The organism is Stenotrophomonas testudinis (assembly GCF_024499815.1).
GTDB lineage: Bacteria > Pseudomonadota > Gammaproteobacteria > Xanthomonadales > Xanthomonadaceae > Stenotrophomonas.
On record NZ_JAMOKY010000015.1, the window covers coordinates 22057 to 37956 of the forward strand.

Annotated in this window: 14 protein-coding genes; 9 read left to right on the plus strand and 5 right to left on the minus strand. The window is 68.7% G+C overall.

The window, feature by feature from the left end; genetic code table 11:
* Window positions 1-10 precede the first annotated feature (10 nt).
* From NQ204_RS10540 to NQ204_RS10550, 3 genes are all read right to left on the minus strand, one after another.
* The gene (locus NQ204_RS10540) at window positions 11-595 is read right to left on the minus strand and encodes an LPS-assembly lipoprotein LptE (protein ID WP_256643837.1); all 585 of its coding nucleotides are present in this window, start codon (window positions 593-595) and stop codon (window positions 11-13) included.
* Between the two features lie 133 nt (window positions 596-728).
* The gene (gene leuS / locus NQ204_RS10545) at window positions 729-3371 is read right to left on the minus strand and encodes a leucine--tRNA ligase (RefSeq protein WP_116865380.1); all 2643 of its coding nucleotides are present in this window, start codon (window positions 3369-3371) and stop codon (window positions 729-731) included.
* A gap of 105 nt (window positions 3372-3476) precedes the next feature.
* Window positions 3477-4076: a DUF998 domain-containing protein gene (locus NQ204_RS10550; protein ID WP_256643838.1), complete on the minus strand. Its 600-nt coding sequence runs from the start codon at window positions 4074-4076 to the stop codon at window positions 3477-3479.
* 163 nt (window positions 4077-4239) lie between these two features.
* Between NQ204_RS10550 and trxA the strand changes: the two genes are divergently transcribed.
* From trxA to NQ204_RS10565, 3 genes are all read left to right on the plus strand, one after another.
* Complete coding sequence (gene trxA, locus NQ204_RS10555) at window positions 4240-5100, plus strand: thioredoxin (RefSeq protein ID WP_116865073.1); 861 nt, start codon at window positions 4240-4242, stop codon at window positions 5098-5100.
* 107 nt (window positions 5101-5207) lie between these two features.
* Window positions 5208-6908 carry a FecR family protein gene (locus NQ204_RS10560; RefSeq protein WP_305888371.1) on the plus strand — a complete coding sequence of 567 codons (1701 nt, stop codon included), beginning with the start codon at window positions 5208-5210 and terminating at the stop codon, window positions 6906-6908.
* Window positions 6905-8530, plus strand: a complete 1626-nt coding sequence (locus tag NQ204_RS10565; protein WP_256643840.1) for a CHASE2 domain-containing protein — start codon at window positions 6905-6907, stop codon at window positions 8528-8530. Before NQ204_RS10560 ends, NQ204_RS10565 begins: the two co-directional genes overlap by 4 nt.
* A gap of 125 nt (window positions 8531-8655) precedes the next feature.
* Here NQ204_RS10565 and NQ204_RS10570 read toward each other — a convergent pair whose 3' ends face one another.
* Window positions 8656-9108 (minus strand): REP-associated tyrosine transposase, encoded by a 453-nt coding sequence (locus tag NQ204_RS10570; protein ID WP_256643841.1) that lies wholly within the window; start codon window positions 9106-9108, stop codon window positions 8656-8658.
* 289 nt (window positions 9109-9397) lie between these two features.
* Between NQ204_RS10570 and NQ204_RS10575 the strand changes: the two genes are divergently transcribed.
* Window positions 9398-9862, plus strand: a complete 465-nt coding sequence (locus tag NQ204_RS10575; RefSeq protein ID WP_116865077.1) for a DUF4442 domain-containing protein — start codon at window positions 9398-9400, stop codon at window positions 9860-9862.
* A 1-nt stretch (window position 9863) separates the two neighbouring features.
* Here NQ204_RS10575 and NQ204_RS10580 read toward each other — a convergent pair whose 3' ends face one another.
* Window positions 9864-11120 (minus strand): hypothetical protein, encoded by a 1257-nt coding sequence (locus NQ204_RS10580; protein ID WP_256643842.1) that lies wholly within the window; start codon window positions 11118-11120, stop codon window positions 9864-9866.
* 96 nt (window positions 11121-11216) lie between these two features.
* Here NQ204_RS10580 and NQ204_RS10585 point away from each other — a divergent pair, with 96 nt between their 5' ends.
* The 5 genes from NQ204_RS10585 (at window position 11217) to NQ204_RS10605 (ending at window position 15886) form a co-directional block, all read left to right on the plus strand.
* Window positions 11217-11900, plus strand: coding sequence for a DUF502 domain-containing protein (locus NQ204_RS10585; RefSeq protein ID WP_256643843.1), 684 nt, complete (start codon window positions 11217-11219; stop codon window positions 11898-11900).
* Window positions 11897-12694 carry a queuosine precursor transporter gene (locus tag NQ204_RS10590; RefSeq protein WP_256643844.1) on the plus strand — a complete coding sequence of 266 codons (798 nt, stop codon included), beginning with the start codon at window positions 11897-11899 and terminating at the stop codon, window positions 12692-12694. The genes NQ204_RS10585 and NQ204_RS10590 overlap by 4 nt, the downstream gene beginning before the upstream one ends.
* A gap of 94 nt (window positions 12695-12788) precedes the next feature.
* The gene (locus tag NQ204_RS10595) at window positions 12789-14723 is read left to right on the plus strand and encodes a DUF885 domain-containing protein (protein ID WP_256643845.1); all 1935 of its coding nucleotides are present in this window, start codon (window positions 12789-12791) and stop codon (window positions 14721-14723) included.
* Window positions 14720-15127, plus strand: a complete 408-nt coding sequence (gloA2, locus tag NQ204_RS10600; RefSeq protein WP_116865081.1) for an SMU1112c/YaeR family gloxylase I-like metalloprotein — start codon at window positions 14720-14722, stop codon at window positions 15125-15127. Before NQ204_RS10595 ends, gloA2 begins: the two co-directional genes overlap by 4 nt.
* Before the next feature lie 309 nt (window positions 15128-15436).
* The gene (locus NQ204_RS10605) at window positions 15437-15886 is read left to right on the plus strand and encodes a DUF2147 domain-containing protein (protein WP_116864970.1); all 450 of its coding nucleotides are present in this window, start codon (window positions 15437-15439) and stop codon (window positions 15884-15886) included.
* Window positions 15887-15900: the final 14 nt, after the last annotated feature.

Below are 15900 nucleotides of genomic sequence, written 5' to 3' on the forward strand. Positions count from 1 at the left end.
GGACGGCAGCTCAGGGCTTGACCGGCGCCGGCGTCGTCGCCGGTTCGCCATCGGTGGTCACGCCCGGCTTCGGCGCGGACAGGCTGCCACCGCGTTCCAGCTCGGCACGCACCACGCTGTCGATGCGGCGGATGATCGAGGCGGACATTTCCCGGCGCAGTTCGTCGGCCAGGATCTCGCGTTCGGTGGTGGTACCGGTGGCGTCGGTCGGCGGCGACACGTAGTCGCGCGACAGTTCGATCACCTGCTGCGGCACCAGCTCGCTGCCATCCTCGCGGCGGAAGATGAAGATGACCGCGTAGCGCAGGCTGTATTCCTGCGCACGGCCCTGTGCATCGATGGCGATGGGCAGGTCACCCCAGCGCTCGGACAGCACCTGCAGCTGTGCTGCCGGATCCTTGCTGTCCTCGTCGGCCAGCTTCGCACCGGATGCCAGCAGGCTGCGGTTCAACAGCTTGACCAGCTCGCTGTAGGGCGCGGTGGACACCACCTTCACCGGCGCGGTGTCGGTCGGCAGCATCAACTTGTTGCGCAGGTGGAAGCCACAGCCGGCAAGGCCGAGGGCAAGGACGAGGGCAAGCAGAATTCGGGTCATGGGAACAGTCTGGCGGAGCCGGGCGATCACGGCAACAGACAGCGTGCCCGAGGACGCGTGAACGCAGGGCCATCGGCCGATGGCCGTGGCGACAACGCACCGGCCGCCTGGGCGGCGGCCGGTGCCGGGTACATCAGGCAGCGACGATGTTCACGATCTTGCCGGGGACGATGATGATCTTGCGCACCGTCAGGCCTTCCATGAACTTGGCGGTGTTCGGCTCGGCCAGGGCCAGTGCCTCCACCTGCTCGCGCGCGGCATCGGCAGCCACATCGATCGTGCCACGCAGCTTGCCGTTGACCTGCACGGCCAGGGTCAGCGCATCACGCACCAGCGCGGCACTGTCGGCCTGCGGGAACGGCTGGTCTTCCAGCAGCGTCTGGCCGTGGCCCAGCACCTGCCACAGGGCGTGGCTGGCGTGCGGGGTGATCGGATTCAGCAGCAGCACGACGGCCTGCAGCGCTTCCTGGCGCACCGCACGACCCTGCTCGCTGGCGTCCTCGAACCTGGCCAATGCGTTCATCAGCTCCATCACCGCGGCAATGGCGGTGTTGAAGCTGTGGCGGCGGCCGTAGTCGTCACCGACCTTGCCGATGGTCTCGTGGGTCTTGCGGCGCAGTGCCTTCTGGTTGGCATCCAGCGCGGCCACGTCCAGCGCCGGCGCGGCGCCGTCGGCGGCGTGCTTGTGCACCTGGGCCCACAGGCGGCGCAGGAAGCGGGCCATGCCGTCCACGCCGGCCTCGTTCCACTCCAGCGACTGCTCCGGCGGTGCGGCGAACATCGAGAACAGGCGCACGGTGTCGGCGCCGTACTTGCCGACCATCGCCTGCGGGTCCACGCCGTTGTTCTTCGACTTGGACATTTTCTCGGTGCCACCGACCACCACCGGCTGGCCGTCGGCGATCAGGGTGGCGCCGGTGATGCGGCCGCGCTCGTCGCGCTGCACGTCCACGTCGGCCGGGTTGATCCAGTCCTTCGAGCCGTCCGGATTCGGGCGGTAGTAGGTCTCGGCGATCACCATGCCCTGGCACAGCAGGTTGCGCGCCGGTTCGTTGCTGTCCACCATCCGCGCGTCACGCAGCAGCTTGTGGTAGAAGCGGAAATACATCAGGTGCAGGATCGCGTGCTCGATGCCACCGATGTACTGGTCCACCGGCAGCCAGTAGTTGCCGCGCTTGTCGACGGCATCACGGGCACCCGGCGAGGTGTAACGGGCGTAGTACCAGCTCGACTCCATGAAGGTGTCGAAGGTGTCGGTCTCGCGCTCGGCCGCGCCGCCGCAATCCGGGCAGGTGGTCTTGCGCCATTCCGGATCGGTCTTGATCGGCGAACCGGTGCCCGAGAACGCCACGTCCTCCGGCAGCACCACCGGCAGCTGTTCTTCCGGCACCGGCACGGCGCCGCACTTGGCGCAGTAGATCACCGGAATCGGGCAGCCCCAGTAACGCTGGCGGCTCACGCCCCAGTCGCGCAGGCGGTAGTTGACGCGGCGCTGGCCCTGGGCCTTGCGCTCGAATCGTTCGGCCAGCGCTTCGAAGGCGCCCTGGAAGTCCAGGCCGTCGAATTCGGCCGAGTTGACCAGTTCGGTCTGGCGGCTCTTGTCGCTGTACCAGTCCTGCCAGCGGGTGGCGTCCCAGGTGCGCTCATCGTCGTTGCGCGCATCCTTCAGGGCGATGACCTGCACGATCGGCAGGCCATACTTGTTGGCCACCTCGTTGTCGCGCTGGTCGTGGCCGGGAACCGCCATCACCGCGCCGGTGCCGTAGCCCATCAGCACGAAGTTGGCGACCCACACCGGCACCTGCTCGCCGGTGACCGGATGCACGGCGCGCAGGCCGGTATCCATGCCGCGCTTTTCCTGGGTTTCCAGTTCGGCTTCGGACACGCCGCCCTGCTTCAGGTCGGCCAGCATCGCGGCCAGTTCCGGGTTGTTCTTCGCGGCGTGCAGCGCCAGCGGGTGCTCGGCGGCGATCGACACGAAGGTCACGCCCATCACCGTGTCCGGGCGGGTGGTGAACACGCGCAGCGGGTCCAGCGCGCTGCCGTCGACATCGCGCACGTCGAACTGGATTTCCAGGCCTTCGGAACGGCCGATCCAGTTGCGCTGCATGGTCTTGACCGATTCCGGCCAGCCGTCCAGCTCATCCAGGCCGTCCAGCAGTTCCTGGGCGTAATCGGTGATGCGCAGGAACCACTGCGGGATCTCGCGCTTCTCGACCAGGGCACCGGAGCGCCAGCCGCGGCCGTCGATGACCTGCTCGTTGGCCAGCACGGTCTGATCGACCGGGTCCCAGTTCACCACCGCGTTGCGGCGGTAGGCCAGGCCCTTGCGCATCAGGCGGGTGAACATGCGCTGCTCGTGGACGTAATAGTCCGGGCGGCAGGTGGCGAACTCGCGCGACCAGTCGATGGCATAGCCCAGCGACTGCAGCTGGCTGCGCATGTGGTCGATGTTCTTGTAGGTCCACGCCGCCGGCGCGGTCTTGTTCTTGATCGCGGCGTTTTCCGCCGGCAGGCCGAACGCGTCCCAGCCCATCGGCTGCAGGACGTTGTGGCCGGTCATGCGCTTGTAGCGGCTGATCACGTCGCCGATCGTGTAGTTGCGCACATGACCCATGTGCAGCGCGCCGGACGGGTACGGAAGCATCGACAGGCAGTAGTACTTCGGCTTGTCCGAGGTCTCGTCGACCTCGAAGGCGCGGGTGGCATCCCAGAAGCTCTGGGCGGCGGATTCAACCTGCTGCGGGTCGTAAACGTTGGGTTCGGCGCTGGTCATGTAACACGCGGTTGCGGCGGCAAAGCGGTACAGCGTACCGCAGTGCGGCAAACGTCTCCAATCCCGGGCCGGAAAGCCCGGCGCGACGGTGGCCCGGCCGCCGTCTCAGCGCGCCCGCGACAGAGGGAGGGCCAGCGCCAGCCAGGCCGCCCAGCAGGCAAAGGCCAGCCGCTGCGCCAGCGGCGCCGCCAGCACGCCCTGCAGGGCGAAGGCGGCCAGGCCCGCCAGGGCGCCACAGGCCACGGCCAGCCCGGCCATGGCGCGCCCATGCCCCGCGCCCAGGCGCGGGATGCCCAGCATCAGCGCGCCGACCACGAAGCCCAGCACCCAGACCATCCACGCACTGGCGTGCAGCTGGCTGGCGCTGCCATGCAGGTCTTCCGGGTCCAGTGGCAGCAGGCCCATCGCGGCAAAGGCAAGCCCCGCCAGCAGCAGCATCTGGCTGCCGACCCGCGGCGCCCAGCCCGCCCCCACCGGCAGCTGCCGGCGCAGGCGCTCGGCCACCACCATCGCCAGCGCGCCCGGCAGCACCAGGCCCACCACGTTGAAGGCCAGCGCGTGCGGCACGCCGTGGGCCCCGAGCAGCGCCACCGGGTGCATGGCCTGGGAGTAGCCGCCCAGCGCCGCGCCGAAACCGACGACCGCCAGCACGAAGCACGCGGCGGCCAGCAGCCCCAACCAACGATCAAGCCAGAGCACGGACATCGCGCGGATCCACCTGTAATGAAAGACCGCTGCATTGTCGCGGCAGGCGCGGCAACCGCCAAGCCACGACGCGCCTGCCGGTGCCCAGTGTGAGGACAGGCTTGAGACCGACATGGATCGACACCATAGAATCGGTCTCCAGTTGCCAGGCGATACTTCCCCCATGACCGAGACGACGACCCACGTATTCGACGCCACCACCGCGACCTTCGAGGCCGAGGTGCTGCAGAAGTCCCTGCAGACGCCGGTGCTGGTGGACTTCTGGGCTACCTGGTGCGGCCCTTGCAAGACCCTGGGCCCCATGCTGGAAAAGCTGGCCGCCGAGTACAACGGCGCGTTCGAGCTGGCCAAGGTCGATGTCGACGCCGAACAGCAGATCGCCGCCGCCTTCCAGATCCGTTCGGTGCCGACCGTGTTCCTGGTCAAGGGCGGCCAGCTGGTCGACGGCTTCCCCGGCGCCATCCCCGAAGGCCAGCTGCGTGAATTCCTGGCCCAGCACGGCATCGTGCCGGCCGACATCGGCGACACCGTGGCCGAAGACGAAGCGCCGCTGGACCCGCAGGCGCAGGTGGACGTGCTGCGTGCGCAGATCGCCGCCGAGCCGGACAAGGACGAGCTGAAGCTGGACCTCGCCCTGGCCCTGCTGCAGGTGGGCGGCGTGGACGAGGCCGGCACCCTGATCGACGCCCTGCCCGCCAACCTGGCCACCGATGACCGAGCGGTGCGCGGCCGTGCGCGCCTGGCCTTCGCCACCGCGCTGAAGGATGCGCCCTCTGCCGAGACCTTGGACGCGCGCATCGCCGCCGACGGCAAGGACCTGCAGGCCCGCCATCTGCGCGGCGTGCAGCTGCTGCTCGGCGGCCACGACGAAGCCGCGCTGGAACAGTTCCTGGAGATGCTGCGGATCGACCGTACCTTCTCCGAAGGCCTGCCGCGCAAGGTGCTGATCGATGCTTTCAACGTCATCACCGACGAGGACCTGGTTGGCCGCTACCGCCGGAAGATGGCCTCGCTGCTGTTCTGAACAAAGACGCGTCTCGTTCAGAAATCCTGCACTGACCGCGGGCAATAATGTGATCGGTAGCGTCCTTTTGGCCGCTACGATCCATTCGGGGGGATGAGGTCGGGGCCATGGGGTCTTGCAGCTGCGCCCCCGCACAGCCGGGACAGCACTCCGTGACCGTTGGCCGTTCGTCGCCTTTCCTTGCCCTTCGCTTCGCCGCACTGCTGTGCGCCCTGCTCCTGCTGCCCGGCCTCGCCGCCGCACAGGACTGGAACTACCGGGTCCGCCCCGGCGATACCCTCTGGGACCTGGGCGGGCTGTACCTGAAGGCGGACGTGCCGTGGCAGCAGCTGCAGCAGTACAACCGCATCGACAACCCCTACCGCCTGCCGCCCGGCGGGCTGCTGCGCTTCCCGGTCAGCTGGCTGCGGGTCGAGCCGGCCCCGGCCCGCGTGCTGGCCGTGCGCGGCGCCGTGCAATTGGTGGCCGCCAATGGCAGTGCCCCCCGCGCGCTGAGCGCCGGCGAGCTGCTGCACATCGGCGACACCGTGCAGACCGATGCCGATGCCAGCGTCACCCTCGAATTCGCCGATGCATCGCGCCTGCAGCTGCGCGAGCACTCGCGGCTGCGCCTGGACCAGCTGAGCCGTTACGGCCGCACCGGCATGGTCGACACCCGCATGCGCCTGCAGCGGGGCAGGGCCAGCAACCGCGTCACCCCTGCCCGCGGCCCGGCGTCGCGCTACATCATCGAGGCCCCTGCCGCCACAAGCAGCGTGCGCGGCACCGTGTTCCGGGTCAGTGCCGGCGACGGCACGCAGGTCGGTGCCACCGAAGTGCTGGAAGGCCGCGTGCAGGTCGGCAACCCGCATGGCCAGCGTCTGGTGCGCCCGGGCCAGGCCAGCCGCAGCGCCAGCGCCGACACCGCACCCGACGCCGTCTCCGCGCTGCTGCCCCCGCCGCGGCTGCGCAGCGATGCCACCGCGCTGGCACCACTGCCGGCACGCCTGGCATGGGAGCCGGTGGCCGCTGCCGACCACTACCGCGTTGAAGTCGTGCTGGCCGCCACGCCGGAGGTCCTGCTGTTCGCGGCCACCACCCGCGACACCTCGCTGGTCATCGACGACCTTCCGCCGGGTGCCCTGCGCCTGCTGCTGCGCGCCGTCGATGCGCAGGGCGTGGAAGGCCTGGATGCCAGCGCCGATTTCCTGCTCAGCGACCAGCCGCCACCGCCGCTGACCGTGTCGCCCCTGCACGGCCAGACCGTCAACAGTGACCGCCCGCGCTTCCGCTGGACCCAGGCCCCGGGCGCGAGCAGCAGCGTGCTGCAGATCGCCGCCGAGCCTCGTTTCCTGCAGCCGCTGCTGCAGCAGGCCAGCACGGGCACCGACCTGCGCCTGGCCACGCCGATGCCGCCCGGCCAGTACTTCTGGCGCGTGGCCTCGCGCGATGGTCAGGGCCACCAGGGCCCATTTGGCCAGGCCCTGCCGCTGCAGCTCACCGACGAACCGGTCGACCCGGCCCTGCAGCCGCCCGAAGCTGGGCATGGCGAGCTGACCCTGCGCTGGCAGGCCGGCAGTGAAGGCCAGCGCTACCGCGTGCAGGTCGACCGCCGCGGTGACTTCAAGGCACCGCTGGTGGATGAAACGCTGGCGCAGCCGCAGGTCAGCTTCAAGCGACCGTGGCGCGGCACCCTGCACGTGCGCGTGCAGTACATCGACGACGACGGCCACGCTGGCCCGTTCTCACCGGCCCAGCAGGTCACGTTGCCGTGCCGGCTGTGCTACGGCGCCGGCGGCGGTGCCCTGCTGCTGTGGCTGCTGCTGTGAGGCGCTCGCCGCTGCCCTGGTCGCGGCGCATCCTGCTGGCCCTGCTGGCCGGCATCGCCACGGCGGTGGTCAGCGACGGGCAGTTCCTGTGGCGGCAGGATGAAGCGGCGTATGACCTGCTGGTGGGCGACTGGGAGTACCGGCCCGACCCCAGCGTGCTGATCGTGGCCATTGATGAAGACAGCCTGCAGCGTATCGGCCGGTGGCCGTGGCCACGCTCGGTGCATGCACGGCTGCTGGACCGGCTGACCGACGCCGGCGCCGAACGGGTGGTGCTGGACCTGATGCTGTCCGAGCCGGACCGCAACGATGCGCGCCAGGATGCGGCGCTGGCCGCGGCCATCCGCCGCAACGGCCGGGTGGTGCTGCCGGTACTGGCGGCGCCGGCGGCAGGCGACCGACTGGCCGAGGAACTACTGCCCATCCCGTTGATCGCGGCGAGCGCGGCGGCGATCGGCCACAGTGATGTCGAAGTCGATGGCGATGGCGTGGCCCGCGGCGTGTACCTGCGCGCCGGCATCGGCCAGGCGCACTGGCCGTCGCTGGGCATGGCCCTGGCCGGCATTCCGGCCAATCGCGTGCATGGCCTGGCCGACCCCGAGCCCGCGCTCGACTCGCCCTATCAATGGCGTCGCACCGACTACGTGCGCGTGCGCTATGCCGGCCCGCCCGAGCGCCTGCCGCAGGTCTCCTACGCCGATGTGCTCGATGGCCAGGTTGACGCGTCGCTGCTGCGCGGCCGGCGCATCGTGGTCGGCATGACCGCCGGCGGCATCGCACCGCGCCTGCTGACCCCGACCACCCGCGAGTACTGGATGAGCGGCAGCGAATATCAGGCCAACATCGCCTCGATGCTGCTGCAGGACAAGCAGATCAACGTGCTGCCACGCGCCGTGCAGGACCTGCTGTCCGGGTTGATGGCTGCACTGTGCGTGATGCTGCTTGGCCTGCGCCTGCCGTGGCTGGCTGCGCTCTGCTCGCTGCCGCTGGCCCCCGTGCTGGCCTGGCTGCTGCTGCGCGTGGGCAACCTGTGGTGGGCACCGGCCAGCGCCCAGCTCGGCGTAATGCTGATCCTGCTGGTGTGGGCGGTCTGGCGCATCTCGGCCTGGCATCGCCAGGCCAACCGCGATGCGCTGACCGGGCTGGGCAACCGCCTGCGTTTCGAACAGGCCCTGCAGGAGGAATGCGACGCCGCGCGGCGCAGTGGCAAGCCGCTGAGCCTGGCCCTGATCGACGTGGACCATTTCAAGCATCACAACGACCGCCACGGCCACCAGGTGGGTGACGACGTACTGCGCGACGTAGCCCGGCTGATCGCCGCACATGCGCGCCGCCCGCGCGACATGGCCGCGCGCTATGGCGGCGACGAGTTCGCACTGGTGCTGCCGGACACGCCGGCCGACGGTGCGCGCCTGGTGGTGGAAGACCTGATCGCCAGCGTGCGCGCCTTGCCGCCTCCGGGCGACGGCAGCGGCGCAGGCATCACCCTCACCATCGGCGTGTACACGCGCGTGCCCGACGGTAGCCTGCACCCCCATCATTTTGTTGAAGGCGCCGATGCCGCGCTGTACCGCGCCAAGGACAACGGCCGCGACGGCTATGCCATGAGTGGCGACCCGTAACGTCGAGCGTGCTCGACTGGCCGTGCCGTGACGCCCGTAGAGTCGAGCTTGCTCGACTGACCGCAGCCGCGACGCCCGTAGAGTCGAGCTTGCTCGACTGACCAAGCAGTCGAGCAAGCTCGACTCTACGAAAGCGGCCAGCGACACCATGCGTAGGGATAATCGCCCAGTCTCAGCGCCAGGCTTGCGCGTACAGGATTTTCCATCACGTACAGAACCTGCTGACGGACATCACGCTCGTCCCGTATCCAGTGATCGTAGTAGCCACGTTGCCAGACCGCAGCACTCCCCCCCAGTGTCGCGTTGATGGCAATGGCAGACCTCGATTTCAGGGACTGCACACAACGCCCCAGCCCACCTTCGCGCAACTGCATTACCCAGTGGAAATGATCTGGCATGACCACCCAAGCGAAGGACCGGGTCAATCCACGCCTGTCGCTGTCCTTGAAATGTTCCATCAAGGCGCCCGCACATTCCGGGACAGCAAACAAGGGACGGCGACCGGCCACTACGCTGGTAATCACGTAGAAGTGTCCAACCGCTGAAGTACGGCAGCGCAGGAGTGCGGGACTGGGCATGACCCAGAGTGGCGGTTGGGGCGGCGGCCGGCGCTAGGGATACACGGGTTCTGCCGTCGGTAGAGTCGAGTTTGCTCGACTGGTTTTCGCTGACACCGCGCCGAAAGCAGTCGAGCAAGCTCGACTCTACGAACGGCAAGGGCCAGGAGCAGTCGAGCAAGCTCGACTCTACGAACGGCAAGGGCCAGGAGCAGTCGAGCAAGCTCGACTCTACGACGGACAGACTGGGGTTCAACATACGCATGCGAATGGTTAGACTCGGATCCTCGCCCCCGCGCCCCGTCCGCACATGAAAGCCAGCACGTTCCGCCTCGGTATCAATCTGTGGCCGCCGTTCCTGTTCACCGGCATCCATGTCACCCGCATCACCCCGGACTACCGGCAGATCGAGGTGGAGCTGCGGATGCGCCCCTGGAACCGTAACTACGTCGGCACCCATTTCGGCGGCAGCCTGTTCGCGATGACCGATCCGTTCTGGATGCTCGGCCTGATGCATACCCTGGGCCGCGACTACTACGTGTGGGACCGCGCCGGCGCCATCGACTTCGTCAAGCCCGGGCGCGGCACCGTGCGCACCGCGTTCCATATCGACGAGGCGGTGCTGGATGAGCTGCGCGGCGAGGCCGCCAACGGAGAAAAGGTCCTGCGCTGGTTCAGCAACGACGTGGTCGATGCCTCCGGCGAAGTCGTCGCCCGCGTGCGCAAGCAGGTCTACGTGCGCCTGAAGCCGCAGGCACGCGGCAGCGCCGCCTGACTTACAACGGCACCGACAACATCGCATCATCCTTGTCGCCTGCATCACGCGCGCGGCGCGGCACCTGCAGCCGCGTGCCATCGGCCGACAGCACCGGCACGCGCGTGGATGAGCGCCATTGCGCCGGCAGGCGCTGCAGGGCCTGCTGCGGCCCCTCCGGCTGCTGTCGAAGCCAGCGCTGTGCACCCAGCAGGCGCAGCACGGCCGCCACGTCCTGGCTGCGTGCGACGTAATCCTGGTAGGCCGGGCCGGAGATGTCACTCAGCGTGCAGCCCACGATGTTGGCCAGGCAGCGCATATCCCAATCCGAGCCCGCAACCACCTCGACCGGCCGGTCGGCCTGCAGCGCAGCATCCGAGCCTGGACCACAGGCCCAGCCGAAGTTGGCGGCGAAGCGGCCCAGGGTGTGCTCGCGATCCATCACCAGCACGGTGCCGGTCTGCTGCAGCGATGCATCGATGGCGGCCCGGGTCATCGCGAACTCGCCCTGCATCGGCCGGCACAGGCTCTGCTCGGCGGCTTCCATCGGCTGCAACGCGCTTTCGCAGGCCGCCGGCAACATCTGGTCCGGCGGCAGTTCCGCCAGCATCTCCGCCAGCAGGTGCACGTTGGCGCGCACCATCGCGGCGCCGATCATGCTGTCGATGAGGGTATTGCCACCGCGCATCAGGCGCCGGCCCAGCTGCACCGAACGACAGCTGCCGGCCAGCGCCGCAGGAACATCGCCCTGCACGAAGGCCAGCGCATGCACGCCGCTGCCATCCATCAGCATCTGGTAGCGCGGCATCGGGAACAGTCCGGTGGCGCCGTCGGCCTGGAACGGGCTGTCGAAGCGCTCTGCATCGGCCAGCGCGTCCAGACGTTCATGCAGGCCCTCATGCCCGGCATGGGCGGCACGGAACTGCGCGGTATCGGCGCGCACCTTGGCCAGGCAGCTCTCGCCGGTGGACCGGCAATAGCCCTGGGTGTCGCCCTTCACTGCCGGCTGCGTGGCCGCCAGCGCGGAATCGATGACATCCGGCGTGGAGCGCGCCTGCCAGCGCCTGGCATCCTCGGCCAGCGCAGCCTCGCGCTGGGCAGGCCCCAGGCCGTCGAAGGGCAGCGTCCACAGCAGCGCGAACCCGTTCCTGCCCGGCACCTGCCGGACGTCTTCCAGCAGGCGTACCTGCTCTCGCTGGGCGGCCGCCAGCGGCCAGAATCGCGACATCGCCCACAGCAGCACCGCCAGCACCAGCAGCCCCAAAAGGGCCCAGCCCACTCCGCGCAGAACCCTCAACACAACATCCCTTCCCTGTCCGGCTCCCGCCCCTGGGTTCCAGCGTAATCCAGCGCCGCCGGCCGCTACAATGCGCACATGTCGCTCGAAGCCCCCGCCCTGGTCCCCCGTCCTTCAATGCAACGCCTGTTCCTGACCGGCCTGCTGACCCTGCTGCCGATCTGGCTGACCTGGGTCGTGGTGAAGTTTGTCTTCGTGTTGCTGTCGGGTATTTCCAGCCCGCTGGTGGTGCCGCTGTCCGAGCAGATCGCGACCAGCTTCCCGCACTACCTGGGCTGGGTCCATGCCGAGTGGATCCAGGACACCATCGCCCTGCTGGCCACTCTGCTGGTCATCCTGGCGGTCGGCGTGGCCAGTCGACGCGTGGTCGGCCAGCGCCTGCTGCGCTGGGTCGGCGCGATCATCAAGCGCATCCCGCTGGCCAGCATCATCTACGACAGCGCCAAGAAGCTGCTGGACATGCTGCAGACCGAACCGGGCAGCACCCAGCGCGTGGTCCTCATCGATTTCCCGCACCGTGACATGAAGTCGGTCGGCCTGGTCACCCGGGTCATCAAGGAACAGGGCACCGACCGCGAACTGGCGGCGGTGTACGTGCCGACCACGCCCAACCCGACCTCGGGCTATCTGGAAATCGTGCCGGTGGAACTGCTCACCCCGACCGACTGGACCGTGGACCAGGCGATGAGCTTCATCATTTCAGGCGGTGCGGTGGCCCCGGCCAGCGTGCCGTTCACCCGCGCCGGCGAACGCCCCGAGTGAGCACCACGCCCAGCGACGCGCCCTACGCGCGCCCCCTGCAGGACCGTGCGGTCCTGCTGTTCATCATCCTGGCCACGTTCTTCTGCGGCAACGCAGTGCTGGCCGAGCTGATCGGGGTCAAGATCTTCGCGCTGGAAGACACGCTGGGCATCGATGCGCTGAACTGGAACCTGTTCGGCCAGACCGGCTCGTTGAGCTTCACCGCCGGCACGCTGCTGTGGCCGGTGGTGTTCATCATGACCGACACCATCAACGAGTTCTTCGGCAAGCGCGGCGTGCGCTTCATCTCGTGGCTGGCGGTGGTGTTGATCGCCTACGGTTTCCTGTTCGCGTTCGCGGCGATCTCGCTGGCCCCGGCCAGCTGGTGGGTCACCTCGATGGATGCGCACGGCGTGCCGGACTACCAGGCGGCGTTCGCTGCGGTGTTCGGCCAGGGCATGTGGACCATCGCCGGTTCGCTGGTGGCCTTCCTGGTCGGCCAGCTGATCGACGTGGCGGTGTTCCATCGCATCCGCCAGGCCACCGGCGAGCGCCATGTCTGGCTGCGCGCCACGGGCTCGACCGCCGTCTCCCAGCTGGTGGACAGCTTCGTGGTTATCTGGATCGCCTTCGTGCTGGGCCCGCAGAAGTGGCCGACCTCGCTGTTCCTGGCCGTCAGCAGCGTCAACTACATCTACAAGATGGGCTTTGCGATCGCCCTGATTCCGTTGCTGTACCTGATGCGACGCGCGATCACCCGCTATCTGGGCGAACAACGCGCCGCGCAGCTGCGCGCTGCCGCTGCGGCTGACTGAAGCCCCAGCGACGGCAAGCTGACTGCGCCTTCACGCTGGCCGTACGCGCGCGGATCGTGCAAGCTCCACGGTCTGTGTTCCACGGAAGCTCCTGATGCCGTATCCCACCCGCGCCCTGGCCGCCGCCATCGCCGCGTTGTTCCTGTTCAGTGCCGTGCCGTCGGCAGAGGCAGCGAAGAAGAAGGCCAGCCGCCCCGCCGCCGCGCAGACCCGGCAGGCCGCCAAGCCGAAGGCCAAGCCCGCACGCGCCACCCCGGCCCGCGGCAGCAGCACGCGCCGCGCCGCAGCGCGCCCGGTCGCACCGGCCCGCGCCGTGCCCAAGCAGGTGCAGCTGGAGCGCCTGTACGACGAATACTGGGAAGCCTCGATGCGGTTGAACCCGCTGCAGGCCACGTTCCAGGGCGACGCCCGCTACAACGACCAGCTGCCCAACATACTCTCCGCCGCATGGCGGCAGCAGTCGCACGATTTCACCACCGAATGGCTGGGCAAGGTCGAGAAGGTCGGCAGTGACGGCCTGCAGGGCCAGGACCTGCTCAGCTACGAGATCTTCGTGCGCGATGCGCGCGCCTCGCTGGCCGCAGAGCGCTACCCAAGCTGGATGATGCCGATCAGCCAGTACTACAACATCGGCAGCATCATGGCGATCCTCGGCGCCGGTGCCGGCGCGCAGCCGTTCAACACGGTCAAGGATTACGACACCTGGTCGCGCCGCTCGCTGGGCATCCCCGACCTGTTCAACCAGGCCATCGACAACATGCGCCAGGGCATGAAAGCCGGCGTGGTGCAGCCGCGCGACCTGATGGAAAAGGTGCTGCCGCAGCTGGACGCGGTGATCACCCCGACCGCCGAGGAAAGCATCTTCTGGTCGCCGATCAGGACCATGCCGGGCGATATCCCCGCCGAGGAAAAAGCGCGCATCAGCGCCGAATACAAGCGCATGATCGAGCTGCGCATCCTGCCGTCCTACCGCGCACTGCGCGGCTTCATCGCCACCGAATACCTGCCGGCCACCCGCAGCAGCAGCGGCCTGGGCGCCCTGCCCGATGGCCAGGGCTGGTACGCCGACCTGATCGTGCAGACCACCGCCAGCGACCAGACCGCCGCCCAGCTGCATGCCATGGGCGAGCAGCGCGTGCAGGAACTGGGCGCGCAGATCGCCACAGTGATGAAGAACAACAAACTGCGCGGTTCTCAGGCCAAGCTGCTGAAGAGCATGCGCAGCGACCGCCAGTTCCAGTACGGCGATGCCAACGCACTGATCAACCGCTACCGCCAGCTGCAGCAGCAGGTGGATGCGCGCCTGCCGCAGATCCTGGACACCCTGCCGAAGGATCGCCTGGAAGTGCGTGCGGTCGAGCCGGAGCGCGCGATGACCGCTGCCGCAGCGGCCTACCAGCCGGGCCAGCCGGGGCAACCCGGCGTGCTCTACATCAACACCCGCGACCTGCCCAGCCGCAAGCGCTGGAGCGTGCCGGTGCAGTACCTGCATGAAGCCATCCCCGGCCACCACGTGCAGCTGGGCCTGCAGCAGGAACTGGCCAAGCTGCCGCGCTTCCGCCGCCTCGGTGGCGACCTCGCCTACGTCGAAGGCTGGGGCCTGTATGCCGAAACGCTGGGCGACGACCTGGGCGTCTACAGCGATCCCTACGACCGCATCGGTTATCTGTATTCGCGCCTGCTGCGCGCGGCCCGCGTCGTTGCCGATACCGGCGTGCATGCGCAGGGCTGGAGCAAGCAGCAGGCGGTGAACTACCTGCAGAAGACCGTGGACATGAGTGAGGACGACGCCAGCGCGGAAGTGGAACGGATCATGGCCCAGCCGGGCCAGGCACTGTCGAACGTGGCGGGCCTGAGCCGCATCCTCGCCCTGCGTGACAAAGCCAAGGCCCGCCAGGGCGCGGCCTTCGACCTGCGCCGCTTCCATGCCGAAGTGCTGAAGGATGGCTCGATGCCGCTGGACGTGCTGGAGCGCAAAGTGGACCGCTGGCTCGAACAGCCCGCCGCAGCGGCACCGGCCACGCCATGACCGGCGCAGCGACCGGCGGCCTGCTGGGCATCCACCATGCCGCCGTGATCTGCAGCGATTACGCACGTTCGAAGGATTTCTACGTGCGCATCCTCGGCCTGCGCGTGCTGGCCGAGAACCACCGTGCCGCGCGCGACTCGTGGAAGCTCGACCTGGCCCTGCCCGACGGTGGCCAGCTGGAGCTGTTCTCCTTCCCCGCCCCACCGCCACGCCCGAGCCGCCCAGAGGCCCAGGGCCTGCGCCACCTGGCCTTCCGGGTGGCCGCGCTGGAACCGATCATCCAGCGCCTGGCCGACCACGGCGTCGCCTGCGAACCGATGCGCGTGGACGAATACACCGGCGCCCGCTTCACCTTCTTCGCCGACCCCGACGACCTGCCGCTGGAGCTGTACGAAGCCGGTTGATCCGGCCCCGTGCCGACCAACGGTCGGCACCGACCATGAGCAGCGTGAACCTGTCAGAGGTGGGGCGGTGTGGGCTTGCAGGACCGCAGGCGCCATGGATGGCGCCTACGAGCCCCCATGGACGGGTTTACGGCGTGTCCTGCAGGCCCACACCGCCCCGCCATCCCACGGAAAGCCCGCTGTTGCTGTTGCTTCTGCAGGTGCAGGGCTGCAAGCCCTGCAAAGCCCCCCCCTTCCCCATACCCCGCCGAATGGGTATACAGTCGCCCTGTACCGGCGACGTGCCGGAATGAACCCTGGGAGGGGACCATGCGCAAGACCTTCAAGACCCTGTTGCTGGCACTGCCGCTGTGCCTGGCCGCCCTGTCGGCCCAGGCCGCCGACGGCGCCGCCGGCCGCTGGAAGACCATCGACGACAAGACCGGCAAGGTGAAATCGATCGTCGAGATCAGCCAGGCCGCCAACGGCGCGCTGACCGGCAAGGTGGTCGAGATCCTGCACTCGGACAAGGGTCCCAACCCGATCTGCGACGGCTGCGAAGGCGCCAACAAGAACAAGCCGGTGAAGGGCATGACCATCCTGTGGAACCTGTCGCAGGACAAGGGCAGCCACAGCAAGTGGTCCGGCGGCACCATCCTCGACCCGGCCAACGGCAAGACCTACAAGTCCAAGCTGGAACTGCAGCCGGGCGGCGGCAAGCTGGACGTGTCCGGCTGCATCGCCTTCATCTGCCGCACCCAGACCTGGGTCCGCGAGTAAGGCCTCCGGCCCGC